Here is a 24092-nt window from a genome sequence, read left to right as displayed (position 1 = left end):
ATGTCACGCATCCCGCAGTTCCTGGCCGCAGCATTCACCATCACCGCACTCGGCTCCCACGTTGCCGCCACGGCGCAACCGCTGGCTCCCGTCGATGGATTCCCGACGCAACCGCTGCGGATCGTTTCGCCATTCCCGGCCGGCGGCGGCAACGACGCTGTCGCGCGACTCGTGTCCACGCGCCTTTCGCAGGTGCTTGGACAAAGCGCGGTCACCGACAATCGCGGCGGGGCGGGCGGCAATATCGGCACGCGCTACGTGGCGGAGTCGAAGCCCGATGGCTATACGGTGCTGTCCTCGCAGGTGTCGATCATGGCGGTGAACCCAACGCTATACCGCGCGCCGGGCTTTGATCCGGTCAAGCAGTTCATCCCGGTAACGCAGATCAATGCCGCGCCGCTGGCCATCGTGGTGTCGGCCAACGCGCCGTGGAAGACGTTTGCGGAGCTGGCCACCCAGGCCAAGGCCCAGCCGCAAAAGATCACGTTCGCCACGCCGGGCAATGGCACGCTGTCCCACCTCGTCGGCGTGGTGCTGGACAAGGACGACAAGGTGTCGATGCAGCACGTGCCGTACAAGGGTGCGGGCCCGGCCATCAACGACCTGCTCGGCGGCCAGGTCGATGTGCTGATCACCTCGACGTCATCGGTGGCCGGCTTTATCCAGACGGGGCGCATGCGCGCGCTGGCGGTCACCAGCCCGCGCCGGCTCGGCGTGTTTGCCAAGGTGCCGACGCTTGAGGAACTCGGTTATCGCAATGCACGGTTCGAGGACTGGTATGGTTTCTTCGTACCGGCCGGCACTGCGCCGGAGCGCGTGGCATTGCTCAATCGCGCCATCGTGCAGGTGCTGCAGATGCCGGACGTCATCAAGATCATCAATGACGGCGGCAGCGATGTGGTGGCAAGCTCGCCGGAGGCGTTCGCCACGCAACTGAAGCAGGACATCTCGCGCTGGTCGCAGATCGTCAAGCTTTCAGGCGCCCATCTCGACTAGTTGAAGACAGTCGCCGCAAGGCACGGTACTTGCGGCACATCGCCCCAATCCAACAAGTGAGCCACCCCACAGGCCAACCATGAAGCACTCGATTCCTACCCGCCTCGCGCACGCGGGCCGCACGTCCGCCACGCCGGGCGGCCAGCCGGTGAATCCCCCCGTGGTGCGCGCCAGCACCGTGCTGTTCGATTCCGTCGCGCAGCAGCGCGAGATGCGTGCACGCCGCGACAGCGAGCGTCTGTTCACCTACGGCGCGCGCGGCAATCCCACCAACTTCGCGCTCGAAGACATGGTGACGACGCTCGAAGGCGGCTATCGCACGCGCCTGTTTCCATCGGGGCTGGCTGCGGCGGCGATGACGATCCTGGCCTACGTGCGTCCGGGCCAGCATGTGCTGCTGCCCGACTGCGTGTACGAACCCGTACGCAACCTGGCCAACGGGTTCCTGCGCCAGCACGGCATCACCACGGACTTCTACCGCGCAGACGGCACGGATCTAGACGCGAAGCTTCGCCCGGAGACGCGCCTGGTCTACGTCGAAGCCCCGGGATCTCTGGTGTACGAAATGTGCGACCTGCCCGCGCTGGCCGCACGCGCGCACGCGCACGGTGCGCTGGTGGCGGCGGACAACACCTGGGGCTCCGGGCTGCTCTACCGCCCGCTCGAACTTGGTGCCGATATCTCGCTGATGGCCGCCACCAAGTACCTGGGCGGCCATTCGGACGTGATGATGGGCACCGTCTGCACAACCGAGGCCGCGTGGGCCGAACTGAACACGATGTCAGACGCGTTCGGCATGACCGTGAGCCCCGATGACGCCTATCTGGTGCAGCGCGGCATCCGTTCGCTCGGCGCGCGGCTGGCACAGCATCAGGCGGGCGCGCTCGCCGTGGCGGACTGGCTGCTGAAGCGGCCGGAAGTGGCACAGGTCTTCTGCCCGGCCTTGCCGGACGACGCGAACCACGCGCTCTGGAAGCGCGACTGCCACGGCACGAACGGTCTTCTGTCATTCACGCTACGTTCACGGGCCGCTGTCGCACCCGAGCGATTTGTCGACAGCCTGCGGCTTTTCGGCATCGGGGCCTCGTGGGGCGGCTTCGAAAGCCTGGCCGTGCTGGCCGACATGCGGCGCGCGCGCAGCGTGAGCGACTGGTCGCAGCACGCCATCGTGATCCGCCTGCACATCGGACTGGAAAGCGTGGAAGACCTGCTGGCCGATCTCGATCAGGCGTTTGCCGCCATCGGCCAACTCGACGCCAACGAACAGGAGTCCGTCCATGCCGATCATCGGTGACTGGCTGCGCCAGCAATCCGGCCCTGCCCGCACCAGCGGGCATCTTCCGGTTGGCTCGATGGCCTCGGGCATGGCGGTCACGCTGCCCTATGTGGCGGTACGCGGCGCCCACCCGGGCCGCACGCTCTGGCTGCACGGCCAGGTGCACGGCGACGAGATCAACGGCATGGTGGCTGCGCTGCGCTTCGCGCGCAGCCTGGACCCGGCGACGATGCGCGGCAACGTCGTGGTCACGCCAACCGGCAATCCGCACGCGCTCGATGCGCGCCGCAAGCGCAATCCGTACGACGAGCTCGATCTCGACCAGACCTATCCGGGCAACGCCGGCGGGCTGGTGTCGGAGCGGCTGGCGCATGCGCTGATGGCCGAGGTGCGCGGTGTGGCCGATGTGCTGATCAACCTGCACACGATGAATCCGCTATTCGATGCCCGGCCCTACACGGTCTACAAGGTACACCCCGGCAGCAGCGTGACCGAGTCAGACGTGCTGGCGGCAATGGCGCCGTTCCATCCGCACGTGGCCTGCCAGCAGGACGTGGGCGGCAAGGGCGAACTGCCCGGCAATATCGCCGGCGCGCTCGACTACCAGTGCCTGGCCGCCGGCATCTGCGCGTTCATGCTCGAACTCGGCAGCGGCAGCCGCTTCGAGGCCGACAACATCGCCGTGGCCGAGACCGGCTTTCATGGCCTGGCCGTGCAGATGGGAATTCTCGAAGGCCCGCCCACACAGCGCGCCGCAACGTCGCTGCGTCGTGTCACGCGGAGAGGCTGGATCACCGCCGACGAAGGCGGGCTGTTTATCCCTGCAGCACGCGCCGGCGACCTGGTGCGCGAAGGCGCGTCGATCGGCGACACGCTCAAGCTCGATGCATCGCTCACGCCCGTCAAGCCGCTCACGCGCGACGGCGTGTTGATTGGGTTGCGCAGCGATCCCGTGGTCCATACCGGCGAGCGCCTGGCGTTCGTGGCGTGGGAATGGGACAGCGTGAGCGTCGATTGAAGGGGTATCGCGTGGCAACCGCTGGCCCTCTCCCCCGCCCCTCTCCCGCTTGCGGGAGAGGGGAGACCACAGAAGGCATATCAAACGCTCGCGGTTTGCTCCCCTCTCCCGCACAGCGGGAGAGGGGTTGGGGGAGAGGGCCAGCGCATCCAATGCCAACACGCAGCCATCACCACGAATTCTGGAGTCCCATCATGCCCGCCCTTCGCGCCCTGCTAATCCTGCTCGCAACCGTCACCCCGCTCGCAGCCAACGCCGCGTGGCCCGACGCATCGAAACCGATCCGCGTCGTCGTCGGCTTCCCGCCGGGCGGCGGCGCTGACGCCCTCGCACGCGCAATCGCTCCAGCGCTTTCCGATCAATTGAAGGCGAACGTGATCATCGACAACCGTCCCGGTGCGGGCGGGCTGATCGCCACCGATCTTGTTGCCAAGTCCGCGCCGGACGGCTACACGCTTTACGTGGCCACGCCCGGGTCGTTCACGATCTGGCCGAACCTGCGCAAGCTGCCGTATGACGCGCAGAAGGATTTCGCGCCGATCAGCGTGCTGGTGACGATGCCCAACGTACTTGTCACCAGTGCCGATGCGCCCTACAAGGACATGCCCGGCATGCTGGCGGCCGTACGCGGCGCCAACGGCAAGTTCTCCTACGCGTCGGGCGGCAACGGCACGATTGGCCAGATCGCCGCCGAGCAGTTCAAGATGCTGACCGGCCTGCAGATGCAGCACGTGCCGTACAAGGGGACCACACCGGCGCTGACCGACGTAATCGGCGGCGTTGTGCCGATCACGTTCTCGGACCCATCGGCCAAACCGCTGATCGCCTCGGGCAAGCTGCGCGCGCTGGCCGTCACCACGGCAACCCGCTCGCCACAGTTTCCCGGCGTGCCCACCGTGGCGGAGTCCGGTGTGCCGGGATATGAGGTGACCAACTGGTATGGACTGGTCGCGCCGGCCGGCACGCCTGCCGATGTGATCGCGCAACTGAACAAGGCGCTTGTAAAGGTGATGGCCGAGCCCGAGATTCGCCAACGCCTGGCCGTATCCGGCATGGACGCCACGTCGGATTCGCCGCAGCAGTTCGCCAGGCTGCTCGCTACCGAACGTGCCAAGTGGGGCGACCTGATCCGCAAGGCTGGCATCCAGGGGGATTGATGCCGTGAGTACCACCCGCCGCTATCCGCAACTGGCGCATTGGGGAGCATTCACGGCGATCGTGCAGGACGGCCGCCTGATCCGCTGCGAGCCGTTTGCGGCCGACCCCTGCCCTTCGCCGCTGCTCGACTCGATCGTGCCGACGGTCTACTCGCCAACACGCATCCGCACGCCGATGGTCCGGCGCGGCTGGCTTGAAAAGCGAGACGCTGCCGATGGCCAGATGCGTGGGCGCGACGACTTCGTCGAGGTGTCATGGGATACGGCGCTGGATCTCGTGGCCAGCGAGATCGGCCGCGTGCGTGATACATGGGGCCCGTCGGGCATATTCGGTGGGTCATATGGCTGGTCGTCGGCGGGCCGGCTGCATCATGCGCGTTCGCTGATCCGTCGCTTCCATTTCCAGGGCGGCGGTTGCGTCGATCAGGTCGGCAACTACAGCTGGGGCACTGCACAGTTCCTGCTGCCGCATGTGATCGGCACGGACCGGCCACTGACCGGCCGGGTCACCGCGTGGCCAAGCCTGATCGCGAATACTGAAGTGTTCCTCGCGTTCGGCGGCCTTGCGCTCAAGAACGGGCAGGTCTCTTCAGGCGGCGCGGCCGAGCATACGCAGGAAGGCTGGCTGCGCAAGCTGGCGGCAAGCGGCGCCACCGTCATCAATATCAGCCCCACGCGCGATGACTGCCCTGCGTTCCTTGGCGCCGAATGGATACCGATCCGGCCCAATACCGATGTCGCGCTGATGCTCGCACTGGCTTACGAGCTGTTGCGCGCCGGCGCGCATGACATGGCGTTCCTGCAGGACTGCTGCAGCGGGTGGCCGGAGCTTGAGGCCTATCTGACCGGCCAGCGCGACGGCGCGCCGAAGACACCCGCGTGGGCCGCAGCCATTACGGGCGTTCCGGCGGAACGTATCGAGCATCTTGCCGTGCAGCTTGCGGGCAGGCGCAGCTACATCACGTGCAGCTTTGCGGTGCAGCGCGCGCATCGCGGCGAGCAGCCGTACTGGATGGCCATCGCGCTGGCCGCCATGCTCGGCCAGATCGGCTTGCCGGGCGGCGGATTCGGATTCGGACACGGCTCGATGAACGGCGTTGGCAATCCGCGCGTGGCGACTCCCGGCCCCGAGATGCCCGTGGGCCGCAATCCGGCCAATCTGGATATCCCCGCCGCGCGCCTGTCGGACATGCTGCTGAACCCGGGCGCCGCCTATCGTTTTCGCGGTGAAACGCGCCACTACCCGGACATAAAGCTCGTCCACTGGGCGGGCGGCAATCCGTTCCATCATCACCAGCAGCTTGCGCGGCTGCGGCAGGCCTGGGCGCGGCCGCAGACCGTGATCGTGCAGGACATCTGCTGGACCGCCACGGCGCGCCATGCCGATATCGTCCTGCCCGTCACCACGGCGCTAGAACGCAACGATATCGGCGGCTCGTCGCGTGACCGCTATGTGCTGGCGATGCACCAGGCCATTGCGCCGCTGCATCAGGCGCGCAGCGATCTGGACATCTTTACCGAGCTGGCCGACCGCCTCGGCTATCGCGACGCGTTCACCGAAGGCCGTGACGAACGGGCATGGATCGCCGCCATCTACGCGCGCTGCCGCGACGCGCAGGCAAGCGCCGGAATTGAACTGCCGGCGTTCGACCAGTTCTGGCGCACCGGCTACGTGGCGCTACCAGCGCCCGAAAAGGACTTCGTGCTGTTCGAGGATTTCCGCGCCGACCCGGCTTCCCACCCACTGCGGACGCCAAGCGGGCGCATCGAGCTTTCGAGCCCGACGATTGGCGCGCTCTCGGCAGACTGCGGCACGCATCCGCACTGGCAACCGCCCATCGAATGGCTCGGGGCCGCCGAGGCCTCGCGCCATCCGCTTCATCTGGTCTCGGTCCAGCCCGCCGACCGCCTGCACAGCCAGCTAGACCCCGCTCCTCTGGCGCAGTCGGGCAAGGTGGCCGGCGCCGAGCGCATCACGCTGCATCCGGTGGATGCTGCGGCGCGCGGCCTGCATCCCGGCATGCGCGTACGCGTGCACAACGCCCGCGGCGCAATCGCGGCAGGGCTGGCCGTCAGCGACGGCGTGGCCCCTGGCGTGGCCGTCATGGCAACCGGCGCCTGGTACGACCCCGACGCCGATGGCGTGGACCGCGCCGGTGCGGCGAACACGCTGACGCTCGACATTGGCACGTCAGACCTCACGCAGGGGCCAAATGCCATGAGCTGTCTGGTGGAGGTCTCGCGCGAGAAGTAGGCGCGTCACCCGCCGGATGGAAATAGGCCGGCAACGGCCTTTACAGCCGCTGCCGGCCCCCGGCAAACCCGCCCTGCTGATACGCCCGAAATTACTGGAACGTGAGCGAGCCCTGTTGTCCGTTGACTGCGAAGCCAGTCACCTTCTCGGATACGAACTGAATATTGCCCGAGGTATCGATGCGCAGCGTTGTCTGGTCATCCGCCAGCTTGACGTTATTGGTATCGAAATCGCTTTCCGTAAAGGTAACCAGTAGCGTGGTGGAAGTATCGGCAGCTACGCTGAACGCGCGGACCACCGACCCCGTCTTGGTTGTCATGCTGCCATCTGAAAATACGGTGCCGGTAACCAGCGTTCCCGAATCTCCGGCCTTGACTGTCGACGGATAAACATATGCGGGAAAGATGACAACAGGGCCTCCGAGGTTTTCCGCAACCTCGGCGAACGTGGCCGGATTCCTGAATATCGTCCGCATCGTAGAAAATTGCTGCGATACGCCATTCGCCATCACCGTACCGCTGAGAGTCTCCGTTGTCGTCAGCACCGCCGCGCCATTGAACATGCCCGAAACAGCCTTGGCATCGTTGAGAGAGCCCGACCCCGTCACCGCAGTGCCGCCCACCGTACCGGTAATCGAGAAATTGACGGTAATTCCGTTATTGACTTCGTTTGCCACCGCAGTCTGCAGGGGAACCGATACATCCTGCTGCGTGCTAGTGCTATTGCCACTGCTACCACTGTCGCCGCCGCCACCGCCGCAGGCGCCCAGCAACATCGTCATGGCCATGGCCCCCAAAATCTTCTTGGTGTGGTTCATCGCCGCCCTCCAGACAGACCAGATCAATCATTTTTCTTATTTTTCCCATCCTGTCATTTCACTATATTGAGGCGGCCCGGAATCTCCATGCACGTCTGATTCAATCAGATATGTCGAAAATTTATTTTGTAACACTTACGAGACGATTATTAAGGCCAGTTGATCGAATATGGCTTGCCACATTCCCCGCGAGCGTTTTTCCTGTCTGCGGGAAGCGCCCGCGCCGCGCGTTTTCTGATGCGTGATCCCCAGCACGGCCGGGGGCTCCTGCAACAGCCGGCAGGCCCCGGCCGCCTTGACATATCGTTCTCAATTTACAATACTTAACGTACTTTCATTCTCATATGGAGAACGACACACAAACCGTGTCGTGCGCAACGTGGAACTGGCTGAACTGGAAATCTTTCGCGCCGTGGCCCGGGAACAGAGCATCACCCGCGCCGCACGGGTGCTGGATAGAGTGCAATCCAACGTCACAACGCGCGTGAAGCAGCTTGAAGAAAGCCTGGGCGTCAGCCTGTTCCTGCGCGACAGCAAGAAGATGACCCTGACCCCTGAGGGGCAGCGGCTGCTTGGCTATGCGGAACAGATGCTTGCGCTGGCGGAGGAGGCCCGGCAGGCGATGCGTGCCGATGCGCCAAGCGGCACGCTGCGCGTTGGGTCCATGGAAAGCTCGGCCGCCACGCTGCTGCCGAAGCCTCTTGGCCGATATCACGCCGCATGGCCGGACGTCGAACTGAATGTGACGACGGGCACCACGCAAAGCCTTGTCGATGCCGTGCTGGACCGCCGCCTGGACTGCGCCGTGGTGGCACACCCGGGCACCTCGGCCGCGCGCGACCTAGATATCGCCGAACTGGGCGCCGGACTGGAAGGGACGTTCCTGAAGACCGAGGAACTGGTGCTTGTGCTGCCTGCCACGCATCCGAAGGTCCGCAACCCACAGGACGTGACGCTGCGCCACCTCGCGGCCTTCGCGCGCGGGTGCACGTATCGCCGTTGCGCGGAAGCATGGCTGGAGGAAGCTGGCGATGATGTCCGCCGCTCGCTGTCCGTTGTGGAGATGCCGTCCTATCACGCGATCCTCGCGTATGTGGCGGCCGGCTCGGCGGTGGCGATCGTGCCGCGCTCGCTGCTGGCGTTGCACCCTGACAAGTCCGATTTCCAGACCGTGCCGGTCAGACCGGCCCACACATTCCTGGTAAGGCGCGCCGGATTCACGACGTCCGCCTACGAAGCGTTCCAGCGGGAGTTGCGCCATGTCTGACTGCCTCGGTACCTCATGCGCCACGCCTGCCACGGCTGCCGGAACTGAAATCGATCGGCCCTCATGGCAGGAACCGGTTGCCGCCGCACTCGCACTGGCCGTGGTCATGGGCTTCGGCCGCTTCGCATTCACGGGCATGTACCCGTTGATGGTTCAGGAAGGGACGATGTCCGTGGCTACTGGCTCGCTGTCCGCTTCGGCCAACTATGCGGGCTATCTGGCAGGCGCACTGCTTGCCGCAAAGGTGCCGGCGCGAGCAACCAGTGACTGGACCCGCGCTGCGCTAGTGGGCAGCGTGCTGTGCATGCTGGTGCTGGCGCTTTCACTGCCGCCCGCCGTCTTTGTTGCACTGCGCTTTGCCGCAGGCGTGGCTAGCGCCGTGGGTCTGGTCTGCGCGTCGGTCTGGTTGCTGAACGTTGCCGGCCGCCACGATGGCGCCCCGCTGTTCTTTGCCGGCGTGGGCACCGGCATCGCCGTTTCGGCGGAACTGATCGCCGCAGGCAACGCGGCACAGCCGGGCAGCAGCGCGCTCTGGTTGGTCCTGACGCTGGGCGCACTGGTGCTTGCCGTGCTGGCATGGCGGCCGATCCGCATCCCATCGGCACAAGCTCGCGGGCCGGCGCTGGCACATCAGGTGTCCCCGCGGCACGCGCTGGGCGCTTGGCCGCTGGTTGCCAGCTACGGCCTGGCAGGCCTTGGCTACATCATCACGGCAACCTACCTGCCGCTGCTGATCCACGGCGCGCTCCATGACGTCAACCCGCTGCATATCTGGGCCATGTTCGGGCTGGCCGCAGTGCCCTCGTGCTTTCTCTGGCACGCGGTGCACGAGCGCCTTGGCACCCGGCGCGCGATGCAATGGAATCTCGTGGTGCAGGCGCTTGGCGTTGCACTGCCAGCCATCGATCATTCCGCCGCCGCGTACCTCGGCAGCGCCATCCTGGTCGGCGGCACGTTCGTGGGTACCGTCACCATCGCGGTTCCGGCGGCCCGCCATGCCGCCCGCTCGGTTCGATTCAATCTGGTTGCAGCCATGACCGCCTCCTACGGCGTGGGCCAGATCGTCGGGCCGTTGATGACTTCCACGCTGATGTCGCATGGCGGCAGCTTCGACGGCGCGATGGAGATCGCCTCCGCCGCGCTGCTGATCGCCGCCGCCATTTGCCAGATCCGGGTACAAGCCTGACTGCCAACGGATTCACAAAGATTCAATCGGAGAACACCGCCATGAACACCGCAAGCCCGCGCAACCCGCACCAGAAACTGCTTTCCCTGCTCGGCATCACCACGCCGATCATCCAGGCACCGATGGCCGGTGTCAGCACCCCGGCCATGGCAGCGGCCGTTGCCAAAGCAGGCGGCCTCGGCTCGCTTGGCGTCGGCGCCACGGATGCGGCCGGCGCGCGCAAGATGATTCACGAAACGCGCGCCCTGACCGGCAAACCGTTCAACATCAACCTGTTCTGCCATGTCCCCGCCACCGCCGATGCCGCGCGGGAAGGTGCCTGGCTGAACTATCTTGCGCCGGAGTTCGCGAAGTTCGGCGCCACCCCGCCCGCCAGTCTGAACGAGATCTACAAGACCTTCGTGACCGACGACGCGATGTACCAGATGCTTCTTGAAGAAAAGCCACCCGTGGTGAGCTTCCACTTCGGGCTGCCCGCGCAGGAGAAGATCGACGCGCTGCACGCCGCTGGCATCGTGCTGCTGGCCAGCGCCACCTCGCTGGCCGAAGCACGCCGAATCGAAGCCGCGGGGATCGACGCAATCGTCGCCCAGGGGATCGAAGCAGGCGGGCATCGCGGTGTGTTCGATACGGATGGTTATGACGAGGGCCTGGGCACGCTGGCGCTCGTGCGCGTGCTGGTGGAGCGCACCGGCCTGCCCGTGATTGCAGCGGGCGGCATCATGGACGGCGCCGGTATCGCCGCGGTGCTGGCCCTGGGCGCGCAGGCCGCGCAGCTTGGCACCGCGTTCGTCGCCAGCAAGGAATCGTCCGCCGATGCGGCCTATCGCGCAGCGCTCGCAGCCGAAAGCACGCGCCCCACGACGCTCACACGCGCCATCTCTGGCCGTGCCGCCAGGGGCTTCACTAACCGGCTCACCGAACTGGGCGTTGCGCCGGACGCCCCCGCCCTGCCCGACTACCCGATCACCTACGACGCCGGCAAGGCACTGAATGCCGCGGCAAAAGCCAAGGGAAATAGCGACTACGCGGCCCAGTGGGCAGGCCAGGCCGTACCGCTGGCCCGATCGCTGCCGGCTGGCGAACTGGTTGTCCAACTGACGGCCGAACTGAAGGAAGCGCTCGAACGGTTGAGTGGGCTGCGTACGCTATTTGGCTGAAAGCGCGCCGGGGAGCCCAGGGCATGAAGCCCTAGCTGCGCGTTCCCATATTGACGGTTGATTGCAAGGTGGCAATGAAAATGCCCGCCTGCTCAACCATGTCTCGGGCATCGCTGAGCTCCACGGGCTCGTCCTCATAGTCCGCCACGTAACGGCGCGCCTCTGCCTGCTTCAGAAGTCGCCCCATCTCCTTCGGCACTGGACCATTCTTTACCAGATGTTCGCTGAAGGTATTGAGCAGGCCTTTATGCGTCTTGCCGACGTCATGCCCGCAAGCAATCAACGCGGCGCGGGCTGCGTCGAACATCGCGTAATAACCTCGGTTACACGCACCGTCGGCGTCGCCGCTATCGAGCAAAATCCTCGCAGACGTGAGCGCCTGAACGGCCTTCGCCATGATGTCCTGTGCCCTCACAACCTCACTCCCTCACGAGCGATGTTGTGCAAAAGCGCCGGATTGGAGAAGCGCTCGGGGTGCTCCCATTGGTCGACCCATACTGGCAGTGGCGAGATGTTGATACCGGTTTCGAGCAGGACGTCATAGGCGACATCCGCCATCGCCAATGTCGTCTGCATGGCACGTTGGTGCTCGCCTTGCAGGAGCACCGCCACGTCGGCGTCACTGTCCGGTCGATGGGAACCCCGCGCACGGCTGCCGAAGACAATGGCCCCCGCCATGCTGAAACGAGGCGCCAGCAGCGCCAGGAATAGACGGACGGCCTTCTCGGTGTCCGGGTCAATGCGGTTCATATGTCACCCACAATGGAATCCGGGCCCATGATAGCGCGTCTCCATCACGGGTGGCTGCCCACCTCAGGGGCCACTCGCGCCACCCTCCCGTCACCGGCGCCCCCAATCCGTCGATTCAGCCCATGCCCATGGCAGTGGCGCCTGGAGTGCCCTATACATTACGCACGAAAGCCATATTTTCACTGCGAGGTCACTCATGCGCCACGAATCGATGCATCCGCCGTTCCCGCCTTCCGATGAAAACGCCTGGGCTTACTGGCGCGCACGCCGCATGGTGCGGGCGCTGCGCGGCTGGTACATCCATCTGCTGGTCTATGTGCTGGTCAATGGCTGGCTCTGGGCCCGCTTCTACTATTTCGGGTCGCCAGCGTGGTCGCACTACCAGACCACGGGCTGGCCGTGGCCGTTGAGCACCACGCTGGGCTGGGGGCTTGCGCTTGCCATCCACGGCGGACTGGTCTGGATGCGGCTGTCGCGCTGGGGGCGCGACTGGGAAGCCCGCAAGATCCAGGAGTTCATGGATCGGCAGTGAAGCCTACATCTGCCTGAACCTGTGCACATACGCGCGCGATACCGGAAGTTCGGTATCGCTGTCGCGCATCCGCACAAAGAGCCGGCCGCTGTCGTCACGGCGCGTACCGGCCACGAACTCCATGTTCACGATGGTCGAGCGGTGCACCTGCCAGAACACCTCGGGGTCGAGCCCTTCGGCCAACTCCGCCAGCGGCGTGCGAATCAGATGTTCGCCATCCCGGGTATGGACCACCACGTACTTGTCGTCGCTATGGAAGTACATCACTTCCTGGATCGGCACATGGCTCGTGGTATTGCCACGGCTGGCGCGCACCCAGCGCAGCGGGCCGGTGCCTTCGGCACGCACCTGCCCGCGCGTGAGTTGATTCAGCAGCTGGGCCAGTTCCGGCATCGGCGCCGCGTCCTGGAAGGCCTTGCGCAACCGTTCCACCGTGCGCGCCAGGCGCTCGTCGGTCACGGGCTTGACGAGATAGTCCACCGCCGCGCGTTCGAACGCATCGAGCGCGAACTCGTCGTATGCGGTCACGAATACCAGCCGCGTATCGGTCTCCATGCCCTGCGCCACTTCCAGCCCAGACATCCCGGGCATCTTGATATCGAGAAAGGCAACGTCAGGAGAAAGCCGCGCGATGACCTCCGCCGCCTCCACACCATTGGTGGCCTCGCCAACGATCCGCAGTTCGGGCCAGAGCCTGTTCAGCTTGCCGCGCAGGTGGGCGCGCAGATGCTCCTCGTCGTCGGCGATCAACGCGGTGGGCGTCATGCGGTGTCTCCGTTTCGGTATTGGCGCGGCAACGGGATCTCTATCAGCACGGCGGTGCCGGGACTCCGCTCCTCGATGCGCACATGGGCATCGCCGTCATACAGCACGGCCAGCCGTTCGCGCAGGTTGGACAGGCCCACGCCAGCCCCGGCTTTCGGGCGGAAGCCCATGCCGTCGTCCTCGATCGTCGCCAGCATGCGCGGCCCGCGCCGCTCCAGGCTCACCCGCAGGTGTCCTCCTTCGATCTTAGGCTCCAGCCCGTGCTTGACCGCGTTCTCCACCACCGGCTGCAACAGCATCGGCGCAAGGGGCGCGTTGTCCAGCGATGGATCGACGTCGATCGTGTACTGCAGCCTGTCGCCCATGCGGATCTTGATCAGCGCAAGGTAGTCACGCAACAGCGTGGCCTCCTGCGCCACCGTGCCTTGCGTGGAGCGGCTGGCCGCCAGCGACGCGCGCAGATAGGCGATGAAATGCTCGAGCATCAGCGTGGCCTTGTGCGGGGCCGGCTCGATCAGGCTGACCACGTTGGCCAACGTGTTGAACAGGAAATGCGGCTCGATCTGGGCCTGCAGCAGCCGCATCTGCGCCTCCACGAGCTGCTTCTCCGTGGACAGCGTGCGCACCTGTTCGCGCGCCATGAACTCGGCAATCTTGCGGTCTTCCCAGGAGCGTCCCAGCAGGCCGACGCGGCTCCACGTCATGACGCCGTGCACGGCCAGCGCGATGCCCCATCCCATCAGCGGCGCCTTCGCCCACGGCCGATACGGCGATGTCATTAGATTGATGGTCACCAACAGCGCATTGACTGCCACGTAGACCAGGGCGTGCATGTAGAAGAAGCGCAGCGCGCGCACGCGCCGGCGTGCATCGTTGTAGGCGCGCTGTTCGGAAGCGGTTCGCCAAAGCTCGGGGTCTGCGGGGCGCACGGTTGGTGGCTGGAGCGGGGACGTTGAATGCTGCGAGGTTACCACCGGCGCCTGACGGGCAACACCGGGATGGCGCGAATCGACAGAATCACGACGCCAATGCCTGCCGAATCGGCGCGAATTGACGGGTACCTCCTGCCACGCGCCTGCGGGCCTCAAGCAATCATCTGCGGCTCGGTGGCTGCCTGAAGCACGTCGTCAACGGGCGTCTCGTCGATCATGCTCGACGCCAGCACGAACTGGTCGCGACCGCGCTGCTTGGCCTGATAGAGCGCACGGTCGGCTTCGCCGAACAGGCTGCGCCACAGGGCCTCGCGGCTGGATGGCCCGCCGCGCAACTCGGCCACGCCGATGCTGACGCTGGCATGGCCCTTGGCTCCGGGCAGTTCGATAGCCCTTACCTTGCGCAGGATCCGGTTGGCGAGTGCGGTGGCCTGATGCTCGTCAGTGTGCGGGCAGAGGATGCAGAACTCCTCGCCGCCATAGCGTGCGGCAATGTCCGACGCGCGCCGCGAGTTGTCCAGCGCCGTGGCTATTTCACGCAGCACGTTGTCGCCGGCGTGGTGACCGTGGGTGTCGTTGACCTGCTTGAAGTGGTCGACGTCGATCACCAGGCAGGACAGTGCCTCGCCGTCGCGCTGCCAGCGAGCGACCATGCCGATGGCCGTCATGTCCAGCGCGCCACGGTTGAGCAGGCCGGTCAGCGCATCGATGCGCGCGCCGTTTTCATTGCGCGCGATGATCTGCTCCATCGACATCAGGCAAAAGCCGAACAGGCCCAGCAGCACGGCCACCAGCGGTGCCAGCGGCCAGACCGAGCTGTCGGATTGCAAAAAGAATGGCGTGACCTCGAACCCCTTGACCCCATTCAGTGCGGCGCCATAACCAACCGCCGCAATCTGCGAGGCAAACAGGACCAGATGCGCGGCCAGTACCAGTGGGCCGCCGATGCTCGTGTGGCCGCGCGCGCTGCGCAGCATGGCGATGATCGTGGCCAGCGAGAGCATCGCCAGCAAGCCGTACGCTACCGTATGCACGACCGTGCCGCCGTCGGCCAGGCCGCTCATCAGCACCATCACCACCAGCGCGACAAGGCCGATCCCGTTCAGCGGCGCGGCGTGTTCGGGCATGCCGTAGTACGCGCGCACGCCACGATAGATAGTCAGACGGCCGATCACGTACGCGCCAGCGCCAAGCGCGCCGAGCTGGAGGGACCCCTCGCCCGCACTGGCTGCGATGACGAGCCCGGCGCCCGATGCAATCACATGGCCAACTGCCCAGAGACGGCCAGCCTCGTTCGTGCGCAGCGCAAGCACCAGCCCAGCCGCCATCACGAGCGTGCTGGAGAACACCACCATCATGACGACAAGGACGGTCTGCTGGGCCAGGTGCACGGGAGTCGAATCCTCTGAAGCTACCGGGTGCGGTTGCCGTTATCGCGGTTAACCCTTATGGGGATAGGCGACAACGTTATCTCTTGCGAGAAAACACGCATCATAGCCCGCGCATGACTGGCTGCGGCACCCCCGACAAGCCGGGGGTTCGCATCCTGCAACGACGCAGAGGGCTTAGAGGGAGGTTGGAAGCGGCCGCGCTTCAGTCGTTCTGCAGGCCGGTATGCGGTGCCGGTACCGGCACGACATCCGGAAACGTCCCGCCGAGCGCATCTGTCAGCGAACGCGCGGCGTTCAGCACCTGATCGCGGAACGCCTCGGAGAACCTGGGCGTCGGACAGGTCAGCGTCAGTGCCCCCTTCAGCTCGCCGCCCGGCCCGAACACCGGCGACGATACTCCCGCGATATCCGGACTGCGATCGCCCACAAGCGCGATCACGCCTTCGTCGCGGATGCGCTGATAGATTTCGCCACGCGCGCCTGCGAACGCGCGCAGCACACGGCCGCCCGCGCCGCGATTGAGCGGAAGCAGGTCGCCCGCCATGATGTGGTCACGCACGGGCTGCGGTGAATCCACGCGATAGAGGCAAAGCCGGTGTTCACCCTGCTGGACGTGGAACGCGGCAGACTCCTTCGTGGCGCGCACGAGTTCGCGCAGCGCCGGCACCACCACCTGCTCGAGTGAGAACGACGCCGCATAGACCGCGTTGAGGCGCGCAACCTCGGGCCCCAGGCCGTAGCGGCCATCCGCATGACGCTGGATCAGCCGCGCATGTTCCAGCGAAGCCAGCAGCCTGAGCAGCGTGCTCTTGTACAGGCCGCTGCGTTGCGCGAGTTCGGCAAGCGCCAGCGTCGTATCACCCACGCGAAATGCCGACAACACGAACAGCGCCCGATCCACGGCGACGGCACCACCTTCGGCGGCGTGCTTGTCAGCTTCGGAGAGTTGGGCGGCTTTGCGTGGCATGGACTTGGCGGGCGTCAAACGTGGAACGGCCGTTCACCGTATAGAACGGTCTGTGTGTTGTCAATCACGCCGCACGCGCCGCGCATATTCCCGGTATGATTGCCGTTCTCGGGTTTTCCCTATGTTGTCGTACCTGATCATAGAACCCGCCCAATCCCGCGCCCCCTGACCTGAATGACCGCCCCGCTTTCCACCCCGGCCACGCCGCCGCATGGCGAACTCGCCACCGGCAATGTGACCCGCCGCATACTTTCCGTTGTCGCTTTCAACTTCGTCATCTATCTCTGCGTTGGCCTACCCATCGCCGTGGTGCCGGGATTCGTGCATGGGGACCTCGGCTACAGCGCGGTGCTGGCTGGCCTGGCGGTCAGCATCCAGTATCTGGCAACGTTGTTAAGCCGCCCATGGGCCGGCAGCCTGTGCGATATGAAGGGCCCCAAAAGCTCGGTGCTGACCGGTCTTGCGCTGTGCACGGGCAGCGGCGTGCTGACGCTGGTTGCCTCACTGTTCGCGGGCAGTGACTGGGTCGGGCTTGGCTGGCTGCTGGCTGGCCGCCTGATGCTGGGCGCAGGGGAAAGTCTTGTGACGACGGGCACCATCGCCTGGGGCATTGGCAGCGTTGGGGCGCGTCATACCGCGAAGGTGATTTCGTGGAACGGGGTGACGACCTACGGCGCGCTGGCCATCGGCGCACCGGCCGGCGTCTTGCTGGCCAGCCACGGCAGCCTTGGCGCAATCGGCATCGTGACGTCGGCAATCGCTGGAATTTCACTGCTACTGGCACGACGCCAGGCTGCGGTACCAATCCTCAAGGGCGAACGCCTGCCGTTCCGCAGCGTGTTCCGGGCGATGTCGCCATTTGGCCTGTGCCTGGCGCTCGGTTCGGTTGGCTTCGGCACGATCACGGCCTTCATCACGCTCTACTACGCAGGCCATGGTTGGGATCACGCGGCGCTGGCGCTGACCGCGCTCGGCACTTGCTTCGTCGTGACGCGGCTGTTGCTGGCCGACAGCATCACGCGCTTCGGCGGCTATCCCGTTGCACTGGTGTCCCTGGCCGTGGAGGCGGCTGGCCTTGCGATGCTATGGCTTGCCCAGGAACCATGGCAGGCGCTGGCTGGCGCGGCCGTGGTCGGCTTCGGGTTCTCGCTGGTGTTTCCGTCGCTGGGCATCGAGGCCGTCAAGCGTGTGCCAGCCACCAATCGTGGCTCCGCCCTGGGTGCCTACGCGCTGTTTTTCGATTTTTCGCTCGGCCTGACCGGCCCGGTGGCCGGACTGATCACCAAACACGGCGGCTATCCGGCCGTGTACCTGTTCGCCGCGCTGGCGGCCGTGCTGGCACTGGTGATGAGCCAGATCCTGGCCGCGCGCTATCGCGAGCGGCTTGCACCGGCCACCTGATCAGCGCCGTTCGCAGCAGTACGCTTCGGTGCTGTACGGGAACGACACCACGTTGCGCCCCTGCAGCGCCGGATCGGTGGCAATGACCTCGCGCAGTTGCGCGCGTACGGCGTCCTGCTGGTCTTGCGGCAGCGATGCGATAAAGCTGACCGACATCACACGATCGACGATCACCTGCTCTGGCGCACCGCTGTGCGTGTACGGGAATCGCGTCAGGCCAAGCGGGCCGAAGCCGTCCGCCGGAAACACCTGCTTCCAGTCGCCCTTATAGAAACGCGGGGCGTCGCCTTCGAACGGCGTCATGATCGCGGTCAGCCTGGCCACCCAGCCAACCGACTCATCGCGCACGTTCCACACCAGGCCAAGCTTGCCGCCGGGCTTCAGCACGCGGCGGATCTCCTGCATGGCAGCCGGGTTGGCGAACCAGTGGAACGCCTGCGCGCAGACCACCGCATCGACACTGCCGTCCGGTAGCGGCATTGATTCCGCGCTACCCGCCACCGCCTGCACATCGGGCAGCTTCGACGATAGCTGCGCACGCATGGCGTCAACCGGTTCGACGGCGATCACCGTGGCACCGCCCTGCGCCAGCAGGCGCGTGAACTTGCCCGTGCCTGCGCCCAGGTCGACGACGGTCTTGCCCGGCGCCAGTCCTAGCGTGTCGCGCAGCCAGCCTGCAAGCTCGGCGGGGTAATCGGGACGCCCTCGGGCGTAGGTATCGGCCTGGGCGGAGAAGCCCTGGGCAGCGGCATGATGGATCGCGGTCATGGTGGCGTACGTTACGCCGCCCGCGTGGCAACGGCAAGACACTGCATTGCTGATGGGGAGATCTCGCGCGATCATGCGGCCCCCCACCCAAGGCGTTGGCGCACCGCCAACTCCCGCCTAAGCTTTCTGGAATGGCTCTGGAACAACAAGACCCGGGAGGCCCGTATGCGCTATGCGACACGTTGCGCGCTTTGTCTGTCGATTGCAGCCGCGACAGGGTGCGGAGGCCAGGACAAGCCGGCGGCATCCACCACCGCCGCAGCCGGCAGCAGCCCGACGGCTGCCGCGCCGGCATCGGGCGTCATCGCCATGCAGCGGCGTGTGGAAGGGCATCCGCTGGAAGCCGCAACGCCGGGCCGCTTTCAGATCATCGCCAGTTCCCAGGCGCGCGGCAGCCCTTTCCTGCTTGACACGCAGACAGGCCGGGTCTGGCAACTGAGGGACTTCGCGGGGCTCGTCGGCTCGCCTACCGCATGGCACGAGATGACGATCATCGACGACCGCGGCCAGATGGGCATCACCTCCACCCAGTTCCAGAAACTGTATCCGCCTCGCAGCGGTGAGGTGCCACCATCCGAGCGCCACCGGCGTCGCTGACTCGCCCGATGCGCATCGTCGATGCCGTGGCGCCCGTGCGCCACCGCACGCCCACAGCCCGATTCCGTGCCCTACACTCAAAGGCAGCAGCGTTCACAAGATGCTGCGCCGCACAGGACACAGCGAACCATAAGTGAGCAACCACAAGGGGACATCCACATGGGCACTGTTGCGCGCTTTGAAATTGGCTTTACCCGTTACCTTTCCTCCGAGGGCTCGCCCGAGTCCGACCTTCCCGACTTTGCCCGCGATCCGGCCACGCTGCTGCCGCTCTATCGCGCCATGGTGCTGACCCGGCAGTTCGATCTCAAGGCCATTGCGATGCAGCGCACCGGCCAGATCGGCACGTTCGCATCGGCGCTGGGCCAGGAAGCAATCGGCGTAGGCGTAGCCACCGTAATGCGGCGCGATGACGTGCTGGTGCCGTCGTACCGCGACCATGCCGCACAGTTTGTGCGCGGCGTCACGATGACCGAAAGCCTGCTGTACTGGGGCGGCGACGAACGCGGCAGCGGATTTGCCGCGGTGCCGTACGACTTCGGCAACTGCGTGCCGATCGGCACCCAGGTGGGCCATGCCGCTGGCGTGGCCTATACGTTCAAGCTGCGGCACGAGCCGCGCGTGGCGGTCTGCATTCTTGGCGATGGCGGCACATCGAAAGGTGACTTCTATGAAGGGATGAACATGGCCGGCGCATGGCACGTGCCGCTGGTCATCGTCGTCAACAATAACCAGTGGGCCATCTCGATGCCGCGCCACAAACAAACCGCTGCCGCCACACTGGCGCAGAAGGCCATCGCGGCCGGCATTCCGGGCGAGCAGATCGACGGCAACGACGTGATTGCGGTGCGCGAGCGCGTGGGCGCGGCCATCGAGCACGCGCGTCACGGCGGCGGGCCGACACTGATCGAGGCGGTGACCTATCGCCTGGGCGATCACACCACGGCTGACGATGCGTCGCGCTACCGCGACGAGGCCGTGGTCAAGGAGGCCTGGCGCAATGAGCCCATCAAGCGGCTGCGCGACTATCTGGCCAGCCTTGGCGCGTGGGATGCCGCGCATGAGGAAGCACTGATCAAGGAATGCCAGCAGGCCGTGGGCGCGGCGGTGGAAACCTATCTAGCGACGCCGCATCCCGATGCCTCGGCCATGTTCGATTGCCTGTTCGAGACGCTGCCCGACGCGATGGCCGATCAACTCGACACCGCGCGGCAATATGACACCACCGGCACCACGGGAGCCCATCATGGCTGAACTGCATATGGTGGAGGCCGTGAACCTGGCACTGGCCAACGCATTGGCCAACGATGCCGACGTAGTGCTGCTGGGCGAGGACATCGGCGTCAATGGCGGCGTATTCCGTTCGACCGTCGGGCTACAGGCGCGATTCGGCGAGGCGCGCGTCATCGACACGCCGCTGGCCGAGGGCGGCATCGTCGGCGCGGCCATCGGCATGGCGGCGATGGGGCTCAAGCCCGTTGCCGAAATCCAGTTCGCCGGCTTTATCTATCCGGCGATCGACAACATCCTCAACCACGCGGGCCATATGCGGCACCGCACGCGCGGGCGTCTTACCTGCCCGCTGGTCGTGCGGGCGCCAAGCGGCGCGGGCATACATGCGCCGGAGCACCACTCGGAAAGCCCCGAAGCCTTGTTCGCGCATATACCGGGTATCCGCGTGGTCATGCCGTCGTCGCCAGCGCGGGCCTATGGGCTGCTGCTTGCAGCGATCCGCGACCCCGACCCGGTGATCTTCCTGGAGCCCACGCGCCTGTACCGGCTGTTTCGCCAGGAGGTGGTTGACGACGGCCAGGCGCTGCCGCTGGACGCGTGCTTCACGCTGCGGGAAGGTACGGACCTCACGCTGGTGAGCTGGGGCGCGATGCTGCGCGAAACGCTGGCCGCAGCCGATCAGCTTGCCGACGAAGGCGTGTCCGCCGCGGTGATCGACGTGGCCACGCTCAAGCCGCTCGACATGGAGACCATTCTTGAGTCTGTGGCGCAAACGGGCCGCTGCGTGATCGTGCACGAAGCGCCGCGCACGGCGGGGCTCGGCGCGGAGATTGCCGCCAATCTGGCCGAAGCGGGGCTCTACTCGCTCAGCGCGCCCGTGCAGCGTGTGACCGCACCAGACACGGTGGTGCCGCTGGCGCGGCTTGAACACAGCTACATGCCGTCCGTGGAGCGCATCGTCGATGCCGCGCGGCGAGCGCTGGAAGCGGCCTAGGACCAGCTAGAGAGGAGAGAGCGATGCGGATCTTCAAGCTGCCCGACCTCGGCGAAGGCCTGCAGGAAGCCGAGATCGTCAACTGGCACGTAAAGGCGGGCGACACCATCGCGGCCGACCAGCCGCTGTTGTCCGTCGAAACGGCCAAGGCCATCGTCGAAATCCCCTCCCCGTTCGGCGGACAGATCGCAAAGCTGTTCGCGCAGCCCGGCGACATCGTCCACCTTGGGGCGCCGCTGGTCGGCTTCGAGGGCGCAGGCGCGTCCGACGATGCGGGCACGGTGGTGGGTGCCGTGAAGGTGGGCACCCAGGTGGTCAACGAAGGCGTTGCGCGCGTGGGTGCGGCTGGCCTCGCGGGCGGGCACGGCATCAAGGCCACGCCGGCCGTGCGTGCGCTGGCGCGCAAGCTGTCGGTCGACCTGTCGATGGTCACGCCATCCGGCCACGATGGCGTCATCACGGCCACCGATGTGCAACGCGTGGCTACCACGCTGGCCGATGTTGGCGCTCCCGACGTGATACGCGGCGTGCGCCGTGCGATGGCGCAGAACATGGCGCGCGCGCAGAGCGAAGTCGCCGCCGCGACGGTGATGGACGATGCAGACCTGCACGCGTGGCAGACCACCGGCAGGTCGTCGGCCGGCCATGACATCACGATCCGTCTGGTGCGTGCGCTGGTAGCCGGGGTGCGCGCGGAGCCCGTGCTCAATGCCTGGTACGAGGGCCGCACCGGCCGGCGCCACCTGCTCGAACGGATCGACGTGGGCATTGCGGCCGACCTGCCGGAGGGCCTGTTCGTGCCGGTGCTGCGCAACGTGGGCAAGCGCGATGCCGCCGACCTGCGCGCCGGGCTGGACCGCATGCGCGCCGACATCGTCGCGCGCACCATCGCGCCGGAAGAGATGCGCGGCAACACCATCACGCTGTCCAACTTCGGCATGATCGCCGGCCGCTACGCGGCGCCCATCGTCGTGCCGCCCACGGTAGCCATCCTCGGCGCGGGGCGTATACGTGACGAAGTGGTGGCATCGGGCGGCGTGCCAGCCGTGCACCGGGTGATGCCGCTGTCGCTGACGTTCGACCATCGCGTGGTCACCGGCGGCGAGGCGGCCAGGTTCCTGCGCGCGGTCATCGAGGATCTGGAGCGACCCGAGTAGCACGGATGGAGTGGCGCCTGCGATACCGGCATGGCCTGCGTCGGGCCTGCCATCCTCCACATGGAGGAAGGCCAATTGACGAGCCTGTTGGAAATCCAGTTCCTATACTGGATGTTCGCCGCGCAGACGGCCACGCGGACTTTCAGGACCTTTCCACGACCATTCCCCAACCAAGGAGCACGACCATGGCAATCCGACTTGGCGAGGTAGCACCGGATTTCACCGCCGACACCACAGAAGGGAAGATCAACTTTCACGAATGGATCGGCGACAGCTGGGCCATCCTGTTCTCGCACCCGAAGGATTTCACGCCGGTCTGCACCACCGAACTCGGCTACATGGCCAAGCTGAAGCCAGAGTTCGACAAGCGCAATACCAAGATCATCGGCTTGTCGATCGATCCGGTGGATGACCATTCGCGCTGGGTCAAGGACATCGAGGAAACGCAGGGCGCCAAGATCAACTACCCGATGATCGGCGACCCCGACCTCAAGGTGGCCAAGCTCTACGACATGATTCACCCCGAAGCCAGCGGCGGCCCGCGCACGGCCGTGGACAACGCAACGATCCGCGCGGTGTTCATGATCGGCCCGGACAAGAAGGTCAAGGCCATGCTGGTCTACCCGATGAGCGCCGGGCGCAATTTCGACGAGGTGATGCGCCTGCTCGACTCACTGCAACTGAATGCCAAGCACACCGTTGCCACGCCGGTTAACTGGAAGCCGGGCGACGACGTGATCATCCCGACTTCGGTTTCGGACGAAGACGCGAAGAAAAAATATCCACAGGGCTTCACCACGCACAAGCCCTATCTGCGCACGGTGGCACAGCCGAAGTAAACGCTCCCGTTAATGCAGATGAGGTAGTCCACACGGAGGATGGGATCTATCCACAGAGAGCGTGGATAATCCCCCTCTTGACAACCCGCTAGCCCGCGCCGGTGCTGGCTGGAGGTTGATTGCCTGTTTTTTGGGCAGACAACTTTCGCAGGGCTTTGCTTGCGGGGGTTGTGGAATTGTGCGTTGGGGGTGCGATTTGCGCGATGCCGCTAGTTGCTCCCCGCGCGCGGGAGAGGGTGTCGAGATTCCGCTTGCCAAAGTTGAATCTTGAGTCGCCGGCCCTCTCCCCCGCCCCTCTTCCATAAATGGGCGAGGGAAGGAAACCAGCGGCATCAATCCTCACTGAAAATCCCGCCCCCCACCATCAACCTGCCCGGCATCGGACTCAGGCCCTCCCAGCTCGTCGGCCACGCAGGGAATCTCCATCCGCACCGACGTCTTTCGCTGAAATGCTAGAGACGCCTTCAGTGTCATATGCCCTAATGCCTCTGTCATTTTTTCTCTGCTCGCAGCGCGGCTGACGTCGCGTTCGCGGAAGCAGGTTCAGTCAAGCTAAGAACGGGGCAAATAACAATGGCTGGTGATGCACTGAGGTCAATCGGCGGCGCGCTGTTCGGCGCCGTGACGGGGCGGCA

At 65.7% G+C, this 24092-nt stretch carries 23 protein-coding genes; 15 read left to right on the top strand and 8 right to left on the bottom strand.

The window, feature by feature from the left end:
* The 5 genes from B552_RS0110540 (at nt 1) to B552_RS0110520 (ending at nt 6701) form a co-directional block, all read left to right on the top strand.
* Nucleotides 1-996, top strand: coding sequence for a tripartite tricarboxylate transporter substrate binding protein (locus B552_RS0110540; RefSeq protein ID WP_019448986.1), 996 nt, complete (start codon nt 1-3; stop codon nt 994-996).
* A gap of 79 nt (nt 997-1075) precedes the next feature.
* Nucleotides 1076-2290 (top strand): cystathionine beta-lyase, encoded by a 1215-nt coding sequence (gene metC, locus B552_RS0110535; RefSeq protein WP_019448985.1) that lies wholly within the window; start codon nt 1076-1078, stop codon nt 2288-2290.
* Nucleotides 2274-3290: a M14 family metallopeptidase gene (locus tag B552_RS0110530; RefSeq protein ID WP_019448984.1), complete on the top strand. Its 1017-nt coding sequence runs from the start codon at nt 2274-2276 to the stop codon at nt 3288-3290. The genes metC and B552_RS0110530 overlap by 17 nt, the downstream gene beginning before the upstream one ends.
* A gap of 194 nt (nt 3291-3484) precedes the next feature.
* The gene (locus B552_RS0110525) at nt 3485-4447 is read left to right on the top strand and encodes a tripartite tricarboxylate transporter substrate binding protein (RefSeq protein ID WP_019448983.1); all 963 of its coding nucleotides are present in this window, start codon (nt 3485-3487) and stop codon (nt 4445-4447) included.
* Nucleotides 4448-4451: 4 nt separating this feature from the next.
* Entirely contained in the window at nt 4452-6701 is a 2250-nt protein-coding gene (locus B552_RS0110520) for a molybdopterin-dependent oxidoreductase (protein ID WP_019448982.1), read from the top strand.
* Between the two features lie 91 nt (nt 6702-6792).
* Here the strand turns inward: B552_RS0110520 and B552_RS0110515 are convergent, their stop codons facing one another.
* Nucleotides 6793-7518 (bottom strand): hypothetical protein, encoded by a 726-nt coding sequence (locus tag B552_RS0110515; RefSeq protein ID WP_019448981.1) that lies wholly within the window; start codon nt 7516-7518, stop codon nt 6793-6795.
* Nucleotides 7519-7897: 379 nt separating this feature from the next.
* Between B552_RS0110515 and B552_RS0110510 the strand changes: the two genes are divergently transcribed.
* Genes B552_RS0110510 through B552_RS0110500 form a run of 3 tightly spaced genes read left to right on the top strand, consistent with a single transcriptional unit; the run spans nt 7898 to nt 11131 of the window.
* Nucleotides 7898-8785, top strand: a complete 888-nt coding sequence (locus B552_RS0110510) for a LysR substrate-binding domain-containing protein (RefSeq protein ID WP_026035526.1) — start codon at nt 7898-7900, stop codon at nt 8783-8785.
* Nucleotides 8778-9971, top strand: coding sequence for a YbfB/YjiJ family MFS transporter (locus B552_RS0110505; RefSeq protein WP_019448979.1), 1194 nt, complete (start codon nt 8778-8780; stop codon nt 9969-9971). The genes B552_RS0110510 and B552_RS0110505 overlap by 8 nt, the downstream gene beginning before the upstream one ends.
* A 41-nt stretch (nt 9972-10012) precedes the next feature.
* Nucleotides 10013-11131, top strand: coding sequence for a nitronate monooxygenase (locus B552_RS0110500; protein WP_019448978.1), 1119 nt, complete (start codon nt 10013-10015; stop codon nt 11129-11131).
* 31 nt (nt 11132-11162) lie between these two features.
* Here B552_RS0110500 and B552_RS0110495 read toward each other — a convergent pair whose 3' ends face one another.
* Together B552_RS0110495 and B552_RS0110490 are read right to left on the bottom strand one after the other, a co-directional pair.
* Nucleotides 11163-11528: a HEPN domain-containing protein gene (locus tag B552_RS0110495; protein ID WP_035879694.1), complete on the bottom strand. Its 366-nt coding sequence runs from the start codon at nt 11526-11528 to the stop codon at nt 11163-11165.
* Between the two features lie 14 nt (nt 11529-11542).
* Nucleotides 11543-11881, bottom strand: a complete 339-nt coding sequence (locus B552_RS0110490; RefSeq protein ID WP_019448976.1) for a nucleotidyltransferase domain-containing protein — start codon at nt 11879-11881, stop codon at nt 11543-11545.
* 196 nt (nt 11882-12077) lie between these two features.
* Between B552_RS0110490 and B552_RS0110485 the strand changes: the two genes are divergently transcribed.
* Nucleotides 12078-12413 carry a 2TM domain-containing protein gene (locus B552_RS0110485; RefSeq protein WP_019448975.1) on the top strand — a complete coding sequence of 112 codons (336 nt, stop codon included), beginning with the start codon at nt 12078-12080 and terminating at the stop codon, nt 12411-12413.
* Nucleotides 12414-12416: 3 nt separating this feature from the next.
* Here B552_RS0110485 and B552_RS0110480 read toward each other — a convergent pair whose 3' ends face one another.
* From B552_RS0110480 to B552_RS0110465, 4 genes are all read right to left on the bottom strand, one after another.
* Nucleotides 12417-13178 (bottom strand): LytTR family DNA-binding domain-containing protein, encoded by a 762-nt coding sequence (locus B552_RS0110480; RefSeq protein WP_019448974.1) that lies wholly within the window; start codon nt 13176-13178, stop codon nt 12417-12419.
* Nucleotides 13175-14107: a histidine kinase gene (locus tag B552_RS27405; RefSeq protein WP_019448973.1), complete on the bottom strand. Its 933-nt coding sequence runs from the start codon at nt 14105-14107 to the stop codon at nt 13175-13177. Before B552_RS27405 ends, B552_RS0110480 begins: the two co-directional genes overlap by 4 nt.
* Before the next feature lie 155 nt (nt 14108-14262).
* Entirely contained in the window at nt 14263-15501 is a 1239-nt protein-coding gene (locus B552_RS0110470; RefSeq protein ID WP_019448972.1) for a GGDEF domain-containing protein, read from the bottom strand.
* Nucleotides 15502-15703: 202 nt separating this feature from the next.
* Nucleotides 15704-16468, bottom strand: coding sequence for an IclR family transcriptional regulator (locus B552_RS0110465; RefSeq protein ID WP_019448971.1), 765 nt, complete (start codon nt 16466-16468; stop codon nt 15704-15706).
* Between the two features lie 174 nt (nt 16469-16642).
* On the opposite strand from B552_RS0110465, the gene B552_RS0110460 reads away from it, so the two are divergent.
* Nucleotides 16643-17869, top strand: a complete 1227-nt coding sequence (locus B552_RS0110460) for an MFS transporter (RefSeq protein WP_019448970.1) — start codon at nt 16643-16645, stop codon at nt 17867-17869.
* On the opposite strand, the gene B552_RS0110455 is transcribed toward B552_RS0110460, so the two are convergent.
* The gene (locus tag B552_RS0110455) at nt 17870-18637 is read right to left on the bottom strand and encodes a class I SAM-dependent methyltransferase (protein WP_019448969.1); all 768 of its coding nucleotides are present in this window, start codon (nt 18635-18637) and stop codon (nt 17870-17872) included.
* Nucleotides 18638-18802: 165 nt separating this feature from the next.
* Between B552_RS0110455 and B552_RS0110450 the strand changes: the two genes are divergently transcribed.
* The 5 genes from B552_RS0110450 to B552_RS0110430 all read left to right on the top strand — a co-directional run bounded on the left by B552_RS0110450 (nt 18803) and on the right by B552_RS0110430 (nt 23457).
* Nucleotides 18803-19234, top strand: coding sequence for a hypothetical protein (locus B552_RS0110450; RefSeq protein ID WP_019448968.1), 432 nt, complete (start codon nt 18803-18805; stop codon nt 19232-19234).
* A gap of 159 nt (nt 19235-19393) precedes the next feature.
* Nucleotides 19394-20488 (top strand): pyruvate dehydrogenase (acetyl-transferring) E1 component subunit alpha, encoded by a 1095-nt coding sequence (pdhA, locus tag B552_RS0110445; RefSeq protein ID WP_019448967.1) that lies wholly within the window; start codon nt 19394-19396, stop codon nt 20486-20488.
* The gene (locus tag B552_RS0110440; RefSeq protein WP_019448966.1) at nt 20481-21461 is read left to right on the top strand and encodes an alpha-ketoacid dehydrogenase subunit beta; all 981 of its coding nucleotides are present in this window, start codon (nt 20481-20483) and stop codon (nt 21459-21461) included. The genes pdhA and B552_RS0110440 overlap by 8 nt, the downstream gene beginning before the upstream one ends.
* A 23-nt stretch (nt 21462-21484) precedes the next feature.
* Nucleotides 21485-22618: a dihydrolipoamide acetyltransferase family protein gene (locus B552_RS0110435; protein ID WP_019448965.1), complete on the top strand. Its 1134-nt coding sequence runs from the start codon at nt 21485-21487 to the stop codon at nt 22616-22618.
* 185 nt (nt 22619-22803) lie between these two features.
* On the top strand, nt 22804-23457 hold the full coding sequence (locus tag B552_RS0110430) for a peroxiredoxin (protein WP_019448964.1): 654 nt from the start codon (nt 22804-22806) through the stop codon (nt 23455-23457).
* The last annotated feature ends 635 nt before the right edge of the window (nt 23458-24092 follow it).

The organism is Cupriavidus sp. BIS7 (genome assembly GCF_000292345.1).
Classification (GTDB): domain Bacteria; phylum Pseudomonadota; class Gammaproteobacteria; order Burkholderiales; family Burkholderiaceae; genus Cupriavidus.
Note: the sequence above shows the minus strand (reverse complement) of the source record. Positions and strands in the feature narration are given on the sequence as shown.